Consider the following 15,433-nt stretch of genomic DNA (forward strand, 5'->3'; position numbering starts at 1 on the left):
ACGCTGAATTTGCGTTCTGCGGCACCGAAAATCGCCCTCTTTTCGGGCGGCAGCCCCGCTCCCTGCCCGCCAAAAGCACAAAGGGCCCCGAACACGCCGGGGCCCTTGCGAAACCACTTGAATTGCTGCGCCGCGGCAGAAGCCGGCGGAGTCAGGATTGCGCCAACAGCGCCTCAGCGGTCGTCTCATCCGTGATCAGGCCGTTGATGATTCGGCCCCGCAATGCCCCCAGAATGGCGGGCACCTTGCTGGCGCCACCGGCAATACCGACGGCAGGGCGCGGCAATCCCGGCTCAATCCGGACGCCGCCCATACGGGCAGTGATCTCATTTTTCAGATAGCAGCCTTCGGCGTCAAAGATATTGCCCACCACCTCGCCCACCGCGCCCATGGCGCGCGCTTCGGCCATTTCGGCCGCGGTGATAAACCCGTCTTTCAGCAGCGGCGCATCCGCCCCCATCTGCCCCACGCCAACCATCAATGCCCCTGCCCCGCGCGCCAGGGCCAGAACCGCCTGCACGGGCTTGAGCGCGTGAAACGCCTCCCGCTCGGCGATGCTGTCGGAAATAACCGGCACCGGCATCGGATAATGTGCGGATTGCAGCTTTTCCGCCACTTTCAGAATCACGTCATAAAAGCTGGCCGAGCCATCCGAGGCGATGTTGCCGATCAAGGACACAAAGCGGTGGCGGGTGCCGCTCATCGGCTGCAACTCATCGGCCATCGCCCGCAAGGCACGGCCGGTCCCCACACCGATCACCATCGGTTCGGGCTGCGCGAGGAATTGTTCAAACACCTCCGCCGCCGTCACCGCGATCGAGCGCGCCGGATCCACTGACGCCCCCATCGCCGGTGCCACCCGGCATTCGGTCAGGCCAAAGCGGCGGCTCAGCTCATCCTCCAGCCTGAGACAGGCACCGATCTTGTGATCCAGCCGCACGCGGATCAGGCCTTCGGCCATTGCGCGCGCCACCAGACGCTGCGCCCGCTGGCGGGAGACGCCGAGATTGGTGGCAATCTGATCCTGCGTCATCCCGCCAATGTAGTAGAGCCAGCCCGCACGGGCCGCCTCGTCCAAAGGTGAGATTTCGGCGTCAAACCGGCTCATAGCTCCTCCTTTCCGCAGCACGGCGCTGCGGTCGTCCCTCCGGTCGTCGCTCCGGTCGTCTCTGCGGTCGCCCCTGCGCCCCCTTCCGCCGTTGCGCCGATGCGCTGCGTGAAATCGTCAAAGGATGCGAATCTGCGCTCGGGCAGGGCATCGTCGGGTTCGTGCAGCTGCTTGTCGGCCAGATGGCTGCCCCCGATGAACCGCCAGACCCGCATACCCGCGGCCCGGCCAGCCCGGACCCCGTTGAGACTGTCCTCGATGACCAGACACGCCTCCGGTGCGACGCCGCGCGCCGCCGCTGCGTGCAAGAAAAGGTCCGGCGCCGGTTTGCCGCGTGCCACCAGGCTGGAGGTATAGAGCCGCCCGGCAACCAGATGATCAAGCCCGGCAATCCGCAGCGACAGTTCCGCACGTTTGGGGCTTGAGGAGGTGGCAACGCACCAGTTCCGGCCCGTCGCGGTCAACGTCTCCAGCACCGCCGTCACATGGGGAATAACCTTCAGCCCACGTTCAAAGGCCGCGAGCAGCCGCTCTCGGTAGCGATCCTCGAAATCCACCGGCAAGGTCACGCCAAATTCCTGCCGGATCTGTTGCATGACCACGGGATAACTGCGGCCCAGAAAATGCGCGCCGATATAATCGAGGTCGATATGCACGCCCAGCGGCGCCAGCTCAGCCACCAGCATTTTGGCACTGATGATTTCGCTGTCGATCAGCACGCCGTCGCAGTCAAAGATGATGAGTTTGGGTTCCATCTGCTCATTTGAGGCGGAATCGGGCATCCTGCAAGCAGACAATTTCCCCGGAGGCAGGGCTGTTGCGCCGCCATGTCACGTCATCTGTCGCAGAAGAAGGGGAAGTGGTGCACCCGAAGAGATTCGAACTCCTGACCCTCAGATTCGTAGTCTGATGCTCTATCCAGCTGAGCTACGGGTGCGCCGTGGGGGCCGTTTAGCCCTGCCCGCCGGGCAGAGCAAGAGCAAAAAACAAACTTTTTGCAGCCGGATGCATTTTTCGTGAAAAAACCGTCACTGAGACCCGAAGGCGATCTGCACGATGCGCCTTTCGCGGGCAACATCGCCGTGGGCCACGAAGGCAATCGTCTGATCAATGGTCACATTCTGATATCCGCTCGCGCTCAGACGGCTCAGAAGCTCGTCATCTCTCAGCCCCGCCATCAGCGCGAGCTGACCGATTCTGGTGCTGCTCAGCCCGTCGATCCCGGGCGGCGGCAGGTCTTCACCGCCGACGAGCAGTTGCGGCGGCACTGCGCCCAGCGGCAGCACGGGGGCCGCCATGCCCGGCGGTGCCGGTGGCGGCATCAGCGGCAAGAGCGGTAGCGCGGTCAGCCCCAAAAGCCCGGCACTCAGCGCCATCGCCCAGACGGCAAACCGCCCCTCGAGATAGGGACGCAGCACGGCCGCACGCGACAGCATCAATATGATGCCCGCGGCCACCAGCCAGGCACCCGCCACCATATGCAGCCCGCGCCCCACCGGGTTATCAACCCGAAACGCCAGCTGGATGCCGGTTATCAAAAGCAGAGACACGGCGCCGATCCCGATCGGGATGATCCAACTGCGCACATTCATTTTTTGCCCCCAGAACCCCTCAGACAAGCTACTACGGCTCAGCGGGGAAAAACTGTCGCCAACCGGTCAATAAATCGACTTTGGCACCGCGGATGCCGCCTTTGCCTAATTCTCGGTCTCCAGGGCCAGGGCGCGCGGCAAGAGCAGGCGGAACTCCGTGCCCTCGGAATCGCTCCGCAAGAGTTCAAGCCGCCCGCCATGCCCGCGCACCAATTCGGCCGCGATGGCCAGCCCCAAACCGGTGCCGCCTTTCCGCGTGCCGCCGGAGAAGGGCTGAAACAGATGCTCCTTGGCACGCTCGGGCAGGCCCGGACCGGTATCCCCGACGCGGATCCACCAGCCATCCTCTGATTCGCCCGCCCCGATTTCCACCGTCCCCGGCTGCCCGGTGGCGACAATGGCTTGCCGCGCGTTGCGGGTGAGGTTCGACACCACACGGTAGAGCTGCTCGCGGTCGGCGCGCACCACCAGATTGGGCGCGATATCGGTGATGAACTCAACCGAATCCGCGCCATCAGCCATGCTTTCGCCTTCAATCATCTCATTGACCAGCGCCGCCAGCATGAAACGCGACAGCGAGGGGGGCGGCTCTTCCGCCCGCCCGAATGTCAGGGTCGTCTCGCACAGATTGACGGCGCGGGTGATCGAATTCACCAGCTTCGGTGCCGCGCGTTTCACTGCCGGATCTTCCGACCGCTCCAACCGGTCTGCAAAGAGCTGCGCCGTGGTCAGCACATTGCGCAGATCGTGGCTGATCTTGGCCACTGCCTGCCCCAGCTGCGCCAGACGGTCCTTTTGCCGCAGCGACGCGGTCAGCTGGTGCTGCATCGAGGCCAGCGCCTCCTCGGCCACCCGCAGCTCGGCCACCCGCCCCTCGACCACGATGATCCGCCGCGCATCTTCCGGCGCCTCGGCATAAGATGACATATGCCGCACCAGCCGCTTGATCGGCGTCAGCATCAGCCGCTGCACCGCCAAGAACAGCAAGAGCGCCGTCAGCACCGAGACCACCGCCGACAGCGTCAGGATGCGCAGACCATATTCAAACATCTCCTTGCGCAGCGGCGCGGTCTCCAGCGTGATCTCGATCAGCTGACCGCCCGCCCGCACCGGAGCACCGATCACCCGGATCACCCTGTTCTGCCCATCCACCATCTGCCGCAGCGCATCCGAGATCAGATTGAGCTCCGTTTCCTCGCGCAGATCGTAGCTGGCCGAGACTTCCTGCGGAATCGGCGAGGAGAGCACCAGCTGCCGCATCTCGTCGCGGCGCAACACGACGTTGAACACCCCGGCGTTCTGCAGCAGCTCTTTTTCCAGATCCGGTTCGATCACCGCATCGGTGGTCAGCAGCGCCAGGGAGGCGATCTGCGCCCGCTCCAGACGCGAGGCGAGATAGTCGCGCCGGTAATTGGCCAGGCTGGGCACCAGGATCAGCACTTCTGCCAGCATGACGAACAATGTCGTCAGCAGCAAAAAGCGACCCGATAGTGTGTTCAGCTGCATGCCTTCTCCTCAGCGCCGGATCTTTGTGTCCCAAAAGGCCCGCTTGCCCCCGCTTGGGCACAGAATTATCAAACGGTTCAAGGGAAAAATAGGGTGTGCGGCGCCTCACCCCAAGGTGATCGGCAAAAAATGCCCCAGTGTGAATTGACTTGGCGGCGATCCCCCACTAAAGACCGGGCTTCGAATGATATCGGCGGCGAATCCGAACGGGTTTTGCGTTGCCTGAACCCGGAGAAGAAGCGATGAAACGCACATTCCAGCCGTCGAACCTCGTCCGCGCCCGCCGTCACGGCTTCCGCGCACGCATGGCGACCAAAGGCGGCCGCCGCGTCCTGAACGCACGCCGCGCCAAGGGCCGCAAGTCCCTGTCGGCATAAGGCCAGCGCAGGCTATACGGCATGACACCGCCGGAGGCTCCCGTTACTGGCCAGGTTGGTCAGGGCGCGGGAAGCGCCCCGGCGGTTTCCGTTTGTCCGGAGCCTGCCGCCATTCCGGCACCCCAGCCCCCCCGGATCTCGGTTCTGGCCAAGCGCGCGGATTTTCTGCGCGCCGCGCAGGCCCGCCGTCAGGGGGCGCCCGGCTTTTTGCTGCAGGCCCGCGCCCGACGGGATGAGGAACCCGCTCCGGCGGATCTGATCCGCATCGGCTATACCTGCTCGAAAAAGGTCGGCAATTCGGTGATGCGCAACCGCGCCAAGCGCCGCTTGCGTGAAATTGCCCGCGCGGTGCTGCCGCAAGCGGGCCGTCCCGGTTGGGATTACGTCCTTGTGGGGCGCCCCGATGCCACGGCCAACCGCGATTTCGCGGCGCTTCTGGCCGATCTCAGCCGCGCGCTGACGCAGATTCATTCCGAGAATTACAAGGCCCCGCCCCCCTATGCCCCGCGCGGCAAGGCCAAGGGCCGCGGCAAGTGACCCCGCTTGCACGCATCGTGGCGCTGCCGGTGCGGGCCTACCGCCTGGTGCTCAGCCCCTGGGTCGGCCATGGCTGCCGCTTTCAGCCCACCTGTTCTGCCTATGCGCTGGAGGCGCTCGACCGCCACGGCGCGCTGAAGGGCAGCTATCTGACCGTTCACCGCATTTGCCGTTGCCACCCCTGGGGCGGACAAGGCTATGATCCGGTGCCGCCCCGCAAAGGAGACCGCGATGCTGGATGATGATCTGGGGGAAATCCATGCCCTGTTTCAGGGCGCGCCGACCTCGACAGAATTCAAGAAATTGCGCAAGCGAATCGTCCGCGAAACCCGCGAGGCGATTGAAACCTATGGGATGATCGAGCGCGGCAGCCGCTGGCTGGTCTGCCTTTCGGGTGGCAAGGACAGCTACACGCTGCTCGCCGTGCTGCATGAATTGCAATGGCGCGGCCTGCTGCCGGTGGAACTCATTGCCTGCAACCTCGATCAGGGGCAGCCGAATTTTCCCGCCACCGTCCTGCCGGAGTTTCTGGCGCGGATGGGGGTCAAGCACCGGATCGAATACAAGGACACCTATTCCATCGTGAAGGAAAAGGTCCCGGCGAACCGCACCTATTGCGCGCTCTGCTCGCGGCTGCGGCGCGGCAACCTCTATCGAATCGCCCGCGAAGAGGGCTGCTCGGCCGTGGTTCTGGGCCATCATCGCGATGACATCCTTGAAACATTCTTCATGAATCTCTTTCACGGCGGGCGGTTGGCCGCGATGCCGCCGAAACTCTTGAATGAAGAAGGCGATCTTTTCGTCTACCGCCCGCTGGCCTTCGTGGCCGAGGCGGATTGCGAGAAATTCGCCAAGGCGATGAATTATCCGATCATTCCCTGCGATCTTTGCGGCAGTCAGGACGGGCTGCAACGTCAACAGGTGAAACAGATTCTCGACGGATGGGAGGCGCGCAGTCCCGGCCGCCGCCAGATCATGTTCCGCGCCCTGATGAACAGCCGCCCCTCGCATCTTCTGGACCCGGCGCTGTTCGATTTCGCCGGGCTGATGCGGGCCGAACCGGGCGCCACTCAACCAGATGGTGAAAATTTTTCTCGGATTCCCCCCAAACTGCGCGAGTCCGATTAACCTATCGCTGACCAAAATTGCCTAGCCTGCATGGCGACGGGTCAACCCCCGCGCAGAATGGGTCAAAGGTGGTCAGATGAGCAGGAAATTTTCGATGCGGTCGGTTTTGCAGGCGGCAGGTCAGTCGGCCTTGTTCCGCCGCGAAATGGCGGCATTTCTGCCGGCTCTGGCGCTGGCGACGGCTTGGTATGGCGCCCGGGGGGCGGCATTGGTCAGCAGCACGGCACTGGCGGTGGCCTGGCTGGGGCGCGCGCAACGCACCCCGCCCCAGATGACGCAAGAAGCCGGGCTGGCCCGCGATGGCGTCACCGCACTGCCGCTGCGCGGCGAAGCCGAAGCGCGGATGCAGCAGGTCATCGCCTATTGCAGCACCACCGGCAAATCGACCGCCTGTCTGGTTGTCGGGCTGGATGCGCCCGAAGCCATCACCGCGCGCTACGGCGCGGCCGCGCTGAACGAATGTCTCTGCCGCACCGGCGAGCGACTGGCGGGCGCGCTGCGCGAGGGGGATTATATCGCCCGGCTTGAGGGCGCCCGTTTTGCCATCGTCCTCGCCCCGGTGCCGCGCGCCGATCTGGAAAGCGTCATCCAGATCGCAACCCGCGTGCAAACCGCCGTGGAAGTGCCGTTCTCGATCGGCCTCGGCACGGTGATGACCACCTCATATGTCGGCTTCTGTTTGCTGACGCGCACACCGGAACGCAGCGGCAGCGCCATGCTGGGGGCGGCCGAAATGGCCGCCGATCTTGCTGCGCAACAGGCGCCGTCGGGCCTGCGCGCCTATTCGGTGGAAACCCTCGCCAGCACCCGCGCCACACCGCCGGGCGATACGGATGCCGAGGTGATGGACGCGCTGGAGGGGGGACAAATCGTCGCACATTTCGCGCCGCAACTCTCGACCGATACCGGCGAAGTCGCTGGATTTGCCGCGCTGCCGCGCTGGCTGCACCCGCAACGCGGCCTGTTGGCCGAGACCGAGTTCCTGCCCGCGATCACCCGCAACGGCCTTGACCAGCGGCTGACCGAAGTGATGCTCTACCACGTCTTTTCGGCGCTGCGCTCCTGGGCACGCAGCGGGATGAAGGTCGGTACTGTCACCTTGAAACTGCCCGCCGAGACCTTGCTGAACCCGAAGATGGTGGACAAGCTGCGCTGGGAGTTTGACCGGTTCGAGATGGATCCGGCGCAGCTGTGCTTCTCCGTCGCGGGCGAGTTGATGAGCGACACCGGACGCGATGTCGTGCTGCACAACCTCGCGGCGCTGGCGCGTCTGGGCGCGGGGATTGAGGTGACGGGCTTTGGCCTTGGGGCGATTCCCATTGCCACGCTGCGCGGCTGTGGCATCACCCGCCTGCGTCTGGATCAGAATTTCTCGCAGAAGGTCGACATCAATCCCGATCAGCAGAAACTGACCGCCGCAATCTTGTCGATGGCCGAGCGCCTGGGGCTGGAAACGGTTGCCGAAGGCGTCGGCAGCATCGGCGAACATGCGATGCTGGCACAACTTGGCTGCGCTTTGGTCGAGGGCACCGCAATCTCGCGGCCTCTGGCCTATGAGGACATTGGCGATTGGGTGCAACGCCACCATGCCAAGCTGAAAGCGCCGCCGCATCTGGGCAAGCGGCGCAGCTGACCCGACAGGGCCGCAATTCGGTGCCGCCGCGATCAACAAACACGGGCGCCGGGGCCAAATCGGGGAAAACCGCTTGACCTTTGGGTGCCCCTTCTGTTGAACCAGCCCCAACCCAAGACAGGCTGGCGGACCCCTATGGAAGACCAAAACAAGAATCTCATCCTTGCGACCGTGCTCTCCTTGGCGGTCATCGTCGGGTGGACCTACTTCTTCGCGCCGGAGCCCCCGGTCGTGGATCCGAATGCGCCGGTCAGCGAGCAGGTGGCCTCGCCCGCCGCGCCGAACATCGCGCCCACACCCTCGGCAACCGCCTCGGCAACCGCCGTCGCCAGCGCCTCGGAAGCCGCGACCGAAAGCGAACTGGCCACAGCGCCCCGTGTGGCGATCAACACCGACAGCCTCGAAGGCTCGATCTCGCTGCTGGGCGGCCGGGTCGATGACCTGCTGCTCAAGGATTACAAAGAAACCCTCGCGAATGACTCGCCGGATGTCCGCCTTCTGGCCCCCGTCGGCGCCACCGAGCTGAATGCGGCCAAGCCCTATTATGCCGTCTATGGCTGGCTGCCCGCAGGTGGCCTCGATCCGGCGCTGCTGCCGGGCGCGCGCACGCTCTGGACCCTTGAATCCGGTGACACGCTGGCCCCCGGCAAGCCGGTGACGCTGGTTTGGGACAACGGCGCGGGCCTCGTGTTCCACCGCACGATCAGCATTGATGACAAATATCTCTTTACGGTCGAGCAAGCGGTGCAGAACAACACCGGTGCCGCGGTGCGTCTGGCCCCTTACGGGATCGTCGCCCGCCACGGCCAGCCCGACACCCAGAATTTCTACGTGCTGCACGAAGGTGCGGTGCGGATGTCGGACGGCAAGCTGGAAGAAACCAAATACAAGGACATCGCCAAGCTTGATCCTGTCGAGGGCGAGGGCCAGGCCGAGGTCATCAATGTGGCCGCGAACGGCTGGACCGGCTTTACCGACAAATACTGGATGACCACGCTGGCCCCGAAATCCGGTCAGCCCTTCACCTCGGTCATCAAATATTCGGCCAGCGCCAACATCTACCAGACCGAAGCCCGTCTGCCGGTGATGGAAGTGGCCCCGGGCGCAAACGCCAGCGTCGCCACCATGCTGTTCTCGGGCGCCAAGGAATGGGAAACCATCAAGAACTATGAGAACAATCCGGGCTGGTTCTCGCGGATGCTGGGCGACAAATACGACCCCAACCAGCCGCAAATCCTCGGCTTCGTGGATTCGATCGACTGGGGTTGGTTCTACTTCTTCACCAAACCGATGTTCTGGCTGCTGCACGCATTGCACGGGCTGATCGGCAACATGGGCCTCGCCATCATCGCGCTGACCTTCATCATCAAGATGCTGGTCTTCCCGCTGGCACGCAAATCCTACATCTCGATGGCGAAGATGAAGGAATTGCAGCCGGAGATGGAGAAGCTGAAGGAAAAGGCCGGGGATGACCGGGCGAAACAGCAAAAAGAGATGATGGAGCTTTACAAGCGCGAGAAGGTGAACCCCGCCTCTGGTTGCTTGCCGATGTTCATCCAGATCCCGATCTTCTTCTCGCTCTACAAAGTGATCTTCGTCACCATCGAGCTGCGTCATGCGCCGTTCTTTGGCTGGCTGCGCGACCTGTCGGCGCCCGATCCCTCGTCGATCCTGAACCTGTTCGGCCTCTTGCCCTATGCCACGCCGGATGCCAGCTCGTTCCTGCACACGTTCTCGCTGGGCGTGCTGCCGATCCTTCTGGGGGTCTCGATGTGGTTCCAGCAAAAGCTGAACCCGGCCCCGACCGATCCGGCGCAAAAGATGATCTTTGCCTGGATGCCCTGGGTCTTCATGTTCATGCTGGGCAAATTCGCCTCGGGTCTCGTGCTCTACTGGATCTGCAACAACACGATCACCTTCATCCAGCAGTACACGATCATGTCGCTGCACGGGAAACGCCCGGACATTTTCGGCAATATCATCGGGGGCCGGAAGGCCGCCGCCGTGCCGAAAAAATGACGGCAAGCCTTGCCCATATCTTCCGCCATCCGATCAAATCGATCGGGGTGGAGGAACTGGATCACGCGCCCCTCACCCGGGGGCGCGTGCTGCCTTTTGACCGCCACTGGGCCGTGGCCCATCAGGCTGCGAAATTCCTCGACCTGCCCGGCCGTCAGCCTGAGGGCTGGGCCTCCAAGATGAATTTCCTGCGCGGGGTCGCAGGGCACCCGCTGATGGCCGTCACCGCATCGCTGGACGAGGCCACAGGCCGCGTGACACTGCACCACCCCGATGCCGCCGCGATCACCCTGCACCCGCAAGAGGACGAGGCCGCCCTCCTCGCCTGGCTGGCGCCGCTCTGGCCCGACCGCTTCCCGCCCGCCAGCCATGTGGTGCAAGTGCCGGGTCAGGCGATGACCGATGACGTGGAACCCTATGTCTCGCTCCTCAGCCTCGCCTCCCTGCGCCTGTTGTCCGAGCGGATGGGCACCCCCCTCTCGCCCCACCGCTTTCGCGGCAACCTCTGGGTTGAGGGCTGGGAGGCGTTTTCCGAATTTGACCTGATCGGTCGCCAGATCCGCCTCGGCGATGCCGTGCTGGAGGTGGCCGAACCGATCACCCGCTGCCGCGCCACCTGCGTGAACCCCGACACCGGCGTCGAAGATGCCGATACGCTTGCCGCGCTGAAGGCCGGCTGGGGCCATCAGGATTTCGGCCTCTTTTGTCGCGTCGTGGAAAGCGGCACCATTACCCGGGGCACCCCGGTGGAGATACTCTGATGCAAATGCAATTCACCCTCGCCCCGGAACCCGAAGACGCCGCCCGTGAAAAAGGCCGGCTGATGTTTGCGGGCGCTGTCGACTTCCTCAAAGGCGTCGTCGCGATGGACGGCCTGCCGCCCGCCGACCGGCTTGAGGTCTGCTTTGCCGGCCGCTCGAACGTCGGCAAATCCAGCCTGATCAACGCGCTGACCAACCGCAAGAACCTCGCCCGCGCCTCCAACACCCCCGGCCGGACGCAAGAGATCAACTATTTCACCGCGGGCGAGCAGTATCTCGTCGACCTTCCCGGCTATGGCTATGCCGAAGCTCCGGTCTCGGTGGTGGAGAAATGGCAGCGCCTGCTCAAGGCCTATCTCTCGGGCCGCCAGACCCTGCGCCGCGCCTTCGTGCTGATCGACACCCGCCACGGGATCAAAAAGGTCGATGAAGAGATCCTCACCCTCCTCGACCGCTCCGCCGTCACCTTCCAGGTGGTGATGACCAAGGCCGACAAGGTGAACCTCGCGGACCGCGAAAAGGCGATTGCCCAGGTCAAAGGCGCCCTCGCCGCGCATCCCGCCGCCTATCCCGAAATCGTGGTCACCTCCTCGGAAAAAGGCGACGGCATCGAAACCCTGCGCGCGATCATCGCCACACTGGTCTGACCCCCAAAGCGGCCCCAGAGCCGCATCGCCGCCCCCAAACCTGCCGCTTTCTTCTTGGCCGAAATACCTCGGGGGAGCCCGCAGGGCGGGGGCAGCGCCCCCTCTCCCCTCCCCCGATCAGACATGCTGCCCGGCATTCACCTCGATCTCGGTCCCGGTGACGTAGCTCGACTGCTCCGAGCAGAGAAACCAGATCACATCCGCCACTTCCCGCGGCTGGCCCAGCCGCCGCAGCGGCAGCTTTTCCACGATCTTGTCGGTCCCCGGGCTCAGGATGGAGGTTTCCACCTCCCCCGGCGCGATCGCATTCACCCGAACGCCCAGCGGCCCGAAATCATGCGCCATCTCCCGCGTCAGCGCCGCCAGCGCCGCCTTGGAGGTGGCATAGGCCGCCCCCGCGAAAGGATGCACCCGGCTGCCCGCGATCGAGGTGACATTGACCACCGAGCCTTGGGCCGCCGACAGCTCCTCCTTCAGCCCCCGTGCCAGAATCACGCTGGCAAAGAAATTGACGTGGAACACCTGCCCCCAGGTCCGCAGATCGGTGTCGAGCGTGCTCAGCCGCGCACCTTCCGCCCCCTTGGGCGAGATCCCGGCATTGTTGACCAGCGCGTGCAATTTGCCGCCAACCCGGGCGCGGATCTCCTCCACCGCCGCGATGGTCTGGTTCGGATCGGTCAGATCCACCTGAATGTGATCCTCGCGGCCGCCGCCCCAGGGGCATTCCTCGGGAAAGGGTTGCCGCGAGCAGGTGATCACCCGCCAGCCCTCGCGGGAAAAGCGCTTCACCGTCGCATGACCAATCCCCCGGCTGGCCCCGGTGAGCACCATCACCTTGCGCTCGCCCTGCGCGGGGGTCGCGCGGGCCTCTTGCGGCGCTTCATCGCCCTGAACACTGCAGGGGGCCCCCATCGGGCAGCGCGGGGCGGGGGTTTCGGTCTCTGACATCATCGTCTCCTGATCCTGACCCGAACCCTAGTCTTTTCATCGGCAAAGAAAAGGGGCCTGCGGCGGTGCGGCGGCACTCCGCCCCTCTCCCGATTCCCGATCCTCCGTATTCCCGCTCCGCTGCCCAAAGCCTGTGCATCGGGACACCGACCCCTTGGCATGCCCGCCCAATGCCGTTACCACTGGGCGCGCATTTCCCGAGGGCCATCGCATGAGAAAGCAAACCATGAACCGTGACTGGATCGCCACCGCCCGTACTTTGTCCGAAGCCCTGCCCTATCTGCAGCGCTATTCCGGCGCCGTCGTGGTCATCAAATTTGGTGGCAATGCGATGGGCGATGCCGAAGCCATGGCCGATTTCGCCCGCGACATCGTGCTGATGCGGCAGGTCGGCATGAACCCGGTGGTCGTGCATGGCGGCGGCCCGATGATCAACGAGATGCTGTCCAAGCTGGGCATCAAATCGGAATTCGTCCGCGGCAAGCGCGTCACCGACAAGGCCACCGTGGAAGTGGTCGAGATGGTGCTGACCGGCCTTGTCAACAAGCGCATCGTGCAGGCGATCATGGATGAGGGCGGCCGCGCCGTCGGCCTCTCGGGCAAGGACGATGACCTGATGGTTTGTGAGGCGGATGATCCGGAGCTGGGCTTCGTCGGCCGTCCGGTCGAGATGAACGTGCAGGTTTTGCGCGATCTTTTCAACGCGGGCATCATTCCCGTCGTGGCCCCGGTGGCCACCGGTATGGCGGATAATGAGACCTTCAACGTCAACGGTGACACGGCGGCGGGGGCGATTGCCGGGGCGCTGCAGGCCGACCGTCTGCTGCTTCTGACCGATGTGGCGGGCGTGAAGAACAAAGAGGGCGAGATCGTCACCCAGATGACGCCGGAGGAAGTGCGCGGCATGATCGCCGACGGCACCATCGCGGGCGGCATGATCCCCAAGGCGGAAACCGCACTCGAGGCACTGGAAGACGGCGTGCGGGCGGTGGTGATCCTTGATGGCCGGGTGCCGAATGCCTGTCTGCTGGAACTCTTCACCGAACATGGCGCGGGCAGCCTGATCCGCACCACCGAGCCGCGGGTCAAACCGCGCGGCCGTTGAGCGCGAGAGAGCCGAGCCCCGAAGAGCTGAACGCGGGTGCCGCCGCGCTGGCGGCGCTCGCCACGGCCGCGGCGCGTCACCAGCTCTTTGTCTCGGGAACCGTGGCGGTGCGGCCCGAGGATGGCCTGGCCGAGGGCATCGCCTCTTTGGCGCTGCTCTCTCCCGCCGAGCCGGGATTCTGGCCGCATCTGACCGCCACGCAAGAATTCGCCGATGGCAAGCCCGATCCCATCGACCGCTGGTCGCGCCGCGTGGTCGGGCAACTGGCCTGCGATCTGGGCGGCAAGGCCTATTTTCCCTTCGGCGGCCCGCCTTATCGCCCGTTCATCGGCTGGGCGCTGCGCTCGGGCCGGGTCTGGGCCTCGCCGGTTTCCCTGCTGATCAGTGCGGAAATGGGGCTTTTCACCAGCTTTCGCGGCGCTGTGGGCCTGCGCCTGCCGCTGCCCGCCCCGGAGCCCCGCACCAGCCCCTGCACCGGCTGTGCCGCCCCCTGCCGCAGCGCCTGCCCGGTTTCGGCGCTTGGCCCCGAGGGATATAACGTCGCCGCTTGCCACGACCACCTTAACACCCCGGAAGGCAATGCGTGCCTTTCCGCCGGTTGTCATGCGCGACGTGCTTGCCCCTTCAGCGAAACCTATGGCAGGCTGCCTGAACAATCAGCATGGCATATGAGGCATTTTCACACATGACAGTCCCGGGACATCGTCGCCTGATCCTGACACGCCACGCCAAATCCTCGTGGGAAGACCCGTTGATGGCCGACGAAGACCGTCCGCTCAACCGCCGCGGTCAGCGCGCCGCGCGAGAATTGGGCGATTTTCTGGCCTCGCGCGGGTATGAGCCCGAAGAAGTGCTCTGCTCGCCCGCCCTGCGCACCCGCGAGACCTGGGAGGGTCTGACCACCGCCGTGCTGGAGGTGCGGCCCGTCCTGCGGATGGAGGCCGCCCTGTATCAGGCAAGCCCGGATACGATGCTGGAGGTGCTGAAAACCGCGACCGCCCCGGTGGTGATGATGCTGGGCCACAATCCGGGCATCGCCGAATTTGCCGCGAAACTGCCCGACCGGATGCCCCCCCATCTCGACTATCGCCGCTATCCGACGGCCGCGACCGCGGTCCTTGATTTTCAGATCGACAGCTGGGATCAGCTGACCTTTGGCAGCGGCGCCTTGCGCGACTTTTTCGTCCCCACCCGCGGCTGACCCAGAGATCACGAAGGCAAAAGGCCCCGGAAATCCGGGGCCTTTTCGATTCTGTGGCGTCGCAGAAGCCTGAGGTCTCAGTGACCGAGGATCTGGCTGAGGAACAGCTTGGTCCGGTCCGACTGCGGATTGTTGAAGAAGTCGTGGGGGTTGTTCTGTTCCACGATCTGCCCCTGATCCATGAAGATCACCCGGTTCGCCACGGCTTGGGCAAAGCCCATTTCATGGGTCACGCAGAGCATGGTCATCCCCTCTTCCGCGAGCTCGATCATGGTGTCGAGCACCTCTTTGATCATCTCGGGGTCGAGCGCCGAGGTCGGCTCGTCGAACAGCATGATCCGCGGCTTCATGCAGAGCGAGCGCGCGATGGCCACCCGCTGCTGCTGCCCGCCCGAGAGCATACCGGGGTATTTATGCGCCTGTTCCGGGATCTTGACCTTTTCCAGAAAGTGCATCGCGGTTGCTTCGGCTTCCTTGCGCGGCACTTTGCGGACCCAGATCGGGGCCAGCGTGCAGTTCTCGAGAATCGTCAGATGCGGGAAGAGGTTGAAGTGCTGAAACACCATCCCCACTTCCGAGCGCACCTTGTCGATGTTCTTCAGGTCCGAGGTCAGCTCGGTGCCATCCACGATGATCTGCCCGGCCTGATGCTCTTCCAACCGGTTGATGCAGCGGATCAGCGTCGACTTCCCCGAGCCCGAAGGCCCGGCGATGACGATGCGCTCGCCCCGGTTCACAGTCAGATCAATGTCACGCAGAACGTGAAACGATCCGTACCATTTGTTCATCTGGCTGATCTGGATCGCGACCTCGTCGCTCACCGTCATCTGGCTGCGGTCGATCGCACGATCGAATTGCGGTTCCGACATGG

General features: G+C 64.4%; 17 protein-coding genes and 1 tRNA gene. 11 read left to right on the top strand and 7 right to left on the bottom strand.

Annotated elements, in window-relative coordinates; genetic code table 11:
- Positions 1 to 151: 151 nt before the first annotated feature.
- The 5 genes from ACEN2S_RS13365 to ACEN2S_RS13385 all read right to left on the bottom strand — a co-directional run bounded on the left by ACEN2S_RS13365 (position 152) and on the right by ACEN2S_RS13385 (position 4,206).
- A complete protein-coding gene (locus tag ACEN2S_RS13365; RefSeq protein ID WP_441866659.1) occupies positions 152 to 1,108 on the bottom strand; it encodes a sugar-binding transcriptional regulator in 957 nt (318 codons plus the stop codon).
- Entirely contained in the window at positions 1,105 to 1,863 is a 759-nt protein-coding gene (locus ACEN2S_RS13370) for an HAD family hydrolase (protein ID WP_441866660.1), read from the bottom strand. The genes ACEN2S_RS13365 and ACEN2S_RS13370 overlap by 4 nt, the downstream gene beginning before the upstream one ends.
- A gap of 105 nt (positions 1,864 to 1,968) precedes the next feature.
- A tRNA-Arg gene (locus tag ACEN2S_RS13375) sits at positions 1,969 to 2,045 on the bottom strand.
- Between the two features lie 91 nt (positions 2,046 to 2,136).
- A complete protein-coding gene (locus ACEN2S_RS13380; RefSeq protein WP_441866661.1) occupies positions 2,137 to 2,700 on the bottom strand; it encodes a hypothetical protein in 564 nt (187 codons plus the stop codon).
- A gap of 105 nt (positions 2,701 to 2,805) precedes the next feature.
- Positions 2,806 to 4,206, bottom strand: coding sequence for a sensor histidine kinase (locus ACEN2S_RS13385; RefSeq protein WP_441866662.1), 1,401 nt, complete (start codon positions 4,204 to 4,206; stop codon positions 2,806 to 2,808).
- A gap of 242 nt (positions 4,207 to 4,448) precedes the next feature.
- Here ACEN2S_RS13385 and rpmH point away from each other — a divergent pair, with 242 nt between their 5' ends.
- From rpmH to yihA, 8 genes are all read left to right on the top strand, one after another.
- A complete protein-coding gene (rpmH, locus tag ACEN2S_RS13390) occupies positions 4,449 to 4,583 on the top strand; it encodes a 50S ribosomal protein L34 (RefSeq protein WP_066013101.1) in 135 nt (44 codons plus the stop codon).
- 21 nt (positions 4,584 to 4,604) lie between these two features.
- The gene (rnpA, locus tag ACEN2S_RS13395) at positions 4,605 to 5,120 is read left to right on the top strand and encodes a ribonuclease P protein component (protein WP_441866663.1); all 516 of its coding nucleotides are present in this window, start codon (positions 4,605 to 4,607) and stop codon (positions 5,118 to 5,120) included.
- Entirely contained in the window at positions 5,117 to 5,362 is a 246-nt protein-coding gene (gene yidD, locus ACEN2S_RS13400) for a membrane protein insertion efficiency factor YidD (protein ID WP_441866664.1), read from the top strand. The genes rnpA and yidD overlap by 4 nt, the downstream gene beginning before the upstream one ends.
- The gene (gene ttcA, locus ACEN2S_RS13405; RefSeq protein ID WP_441866710.1) at positions 5,355 to 6,248 is read left to right on the top strand and encodes a tRNA 2-thiocytidine(32) synthetase TtcA; all 894 of its coding nucleotides are present in this window, start codon (positions 5,355 to 5,357) and stop codon (positions 6,246 to 6,248) included. The genes yidD and ttcA overlap by 8 nt, the downstream gene beginning before the upstream one ends.
- 76 nt (positions 6,249 to 6,324) lie before the next feature.
- The gene (locus ACEN2S_RS13410) at positions 6,325 to 7,881 is read left to right on the top strand and encodes an EAL domain-containing protein (RefSeq protein WP_441866665.1); all 1,557 of its coding nucleotides are present in this window, start codon (positions 6,325 to 6,327) and stop codon (positions 7,879 to 7,881) included.
- Positions 7,882 to 8,016: 135 nt separating this feature from the next.
- Positions 8,017 to 9,900 carry a membrane protein insertase YidC gene (yidC, locus tag ACEN2S_RS13415; RefSeq protein ID WP_441866666.1) on the top strand — a complete coding sequence of 628 codons (1,884 nt, stop codon included), beginning with the start codon at positions 8,017 to 8,019 and terminating at the stop codon, positions 9,898 to 9,900.
- Positions 9,897 to 10,661 (top strand): MOSC domain-containing protein, encoded by a 765-nt coding sequence (locus ACEN2S_RS13420; RefSeq protein WP_441866667.1) that lies wholly within the window; start codon positions 9,897 to 9,899, stop codon positions 10,659 to 10,661. Before yidC ends, ACEN2S_RS13420 begins: the two co-directional genes overlap by 4 nt.
- Positions 10,661 to 11,308, top strand: coding sequence for a ribosome biogenesis GTP-binding protein YihA/YsxC (yihA, locus tag ACEN2S_RS13425; protein WP_441866668.1), 648 nt, complete (start codon positions 10,661 to 10,663; stop codon positions 11,306 to 11,308). The genes ACEN2S_RS13420 and yihA overlap by 1 nt, the downstream gene beginning before the upstream one ends.
- Positions 11,309 to 11,425: 117 nt before the next feature.
- Here the strand turns inward: yihA and ACEN2S_RS13430 are convergent, their stop codons facing one another.
- Positions 11,426 to 12,139, bottom strand: coding sequence for an SDR family NAD(P)-dependent oxidoreductase (locus tag ACEN2S_RS13430; protein WP_441866711.1), 714 nt, complete (start codon positions 12,137 to 12,139; stop codon positions 11,426 to 11,428).
- Between the two features lie 343 nt (positions 12,140 to 12,482).
- On the opposite strand from ACEN2S_RS13430, the gene argB reads away from it, so the two are divergent.
- From argB to ACEN2S_RS13445, 3 genes are read left to right on the top strand one after another with little or no spacing between them, the layout of a single operon-like run.
- On the top strand, positions 12,483 to 13,361 hold the full coding sequence (argB, locus tag ACEN2S_RS13435; protein WP_441866712.1) for an acetylglutamate kinase: 879 nt from the start codon (positions 12,483 to 12,485) through the stop codon (positions 13,359 to 13,361).
- Positions 13,358 to 14,050 carry a ferredoxin gene (locus ACEN2S_RS13440; protein WP_441866669.1) on the top strand — a complete coding sequence of 231 codons (693 nt, stop codon included), beginning with the start codon at positions 13,358 to 13,360 and terminating at the stop codon, positions 14,048 to 14,050. The genes argB and ACEN2S_RS13440 overlap by 4 nt, the downstream gene beginning before the upstream one ends.
- Positions 14,047 to 14,562: a SixA phosphatase family protein gene (locus ACEN2S_RS13445; protein WP_441866670.1), complete on the top strand. Its 516-nt coding sequence runs from the start codon at positions 14,047 to 14,049 to the stop codon at positions 14,560 to 14,562. Before ACEN2S_RS13440 ends, ACEN2S_RS13445 begins: the two co-directional genes overlap by 4 nt.
- Positions 14,563 to 14,639: 77 nt before the next feature.
- Here the strand turns inward: ACEN2S_RS13445 and ACEN2S_RS13450 are convergent, their stop codons facing one another.
- Positions 14,640 to 15,431: an amino acid ABC transporter ATP-binding protein gene (locus tag ACEN2S_RS13450; protein WP_441866671.1), complete on the bottom strand. Its 792-nt coding sequence runs from the start codon at positions 15,429 to 15,431 to the stop codon at positions 14,640 to 14,642.
- Between the last annotated feature and the right edge of the window lie 2 nt (positions 15,432 to 15,433).

The organism is Phaeovulum sp. W22_SRMD_FR3 (assembly GCF_052113705.1).
Taxonomy (GTDB): Bacteria; Pseudomonadota; Alphaproteobacteria; order Rhodobacterales; family Rhodobacteraceae; genus JBGQOG01.

Bases quoted from the DNA above. Each gene is read 5' to 3' on its own strand.
- ACEN2S_RS13370 (WP_441866660.1), bottom strand. From the start codon at position 1,863: ATGGAACCCAAACTCATCATCTTTGACTGCGACGGCGTGCTGATCGAC.
- ACEN2S_RS13365 (WP_441866659.1), bottom strand. From the start codon at position 1,108: ATGAGCCGGTTTGACGCCGAAATCTCACCTTTGGACGAGGCGGCCCGT.
- ACEN2S_RS13410 (WP_441866665.1), top strand. From the start codon at position 6,325: ATGAGCAGGAAATTTTCGATGCGGTCGGTTTTGCAGGCGGCAGGTCAG.
- yihA (WP_441866668.1), top strand. From the start codon at position 10,661: ATGCAAATGCAATTCACCCTCGCCCCGGAACCCGAAGACGCCGCCCGT.
- argB (WP_441866712.1), top strand. From the start codon at position 12,483: ATGAACCGTGACTGGATCGCCACCGCCCGTACTTTGTCCGAAGCCCTG.
- ACEN2S_RS13445 (WP_441866670.1), top strand. From the start codon at position 14,047: ATGACAGTCCCGGGACATCGTCGCCTGATCCTGACACGCCACGCCAAA.
- yidC (WP_441866666.1), top strand. From the start codon at position 8,017: ATGGAAGACCAAAACAAGAATCTCATCCTTGCGACCGTGCTCTCCTTG.
- rpmH (WP_066013101.1), top strand. From the start codon at position 4,449: ATGAAACGCACATTCCAGCCGTCGAACCTCGTCCGCGCCCGCCGTCAC.
- ACEN2S_RS13385 (WP_441866662.1), bottom strand. From the start codon at position 4,206: ATGCAGCTGAACACACTATCGGGTCGCTTTTTGCTGCTGACGACATTG.
- ACEN2S_RS13380 (WP_441866661.1), bottom strand. From the start codon at position 2,700: ATGAATGTGCGCAGTTGGATCATCCCGATCGGGATCGGCGCCGTGTCT.
- ACEN2S_RS13430 (WP_441866711.1), bottom strand. From the start codon at position 12,139: ATGGTGCTCACCGGGGCCAGCCGGGGGATTGGTCATGCGACGGTGAAG.
- ACEN2S_RS13420 (WP_441866667.1), top strand. From the start codon at position 9,897: ATGACGGCAAGCCTTGCCCATATCTTCCGCCATCCGATCAAATCGATC.
- ACEN2S_RS13450 (WP_441866671.1), bottom strand. From the start codon at position 15,431: ATGTCGGAACCGCAATTCGATCGTGCGATCGACCGCAGCCAGATGACG.
- rnpA (WP_441866663.1), top strand. From the start codon at position 4,605: ATGACACCGCCGGAGGCTCCCGTTACTGGCCAGGTTGGTCAGGGCGCG.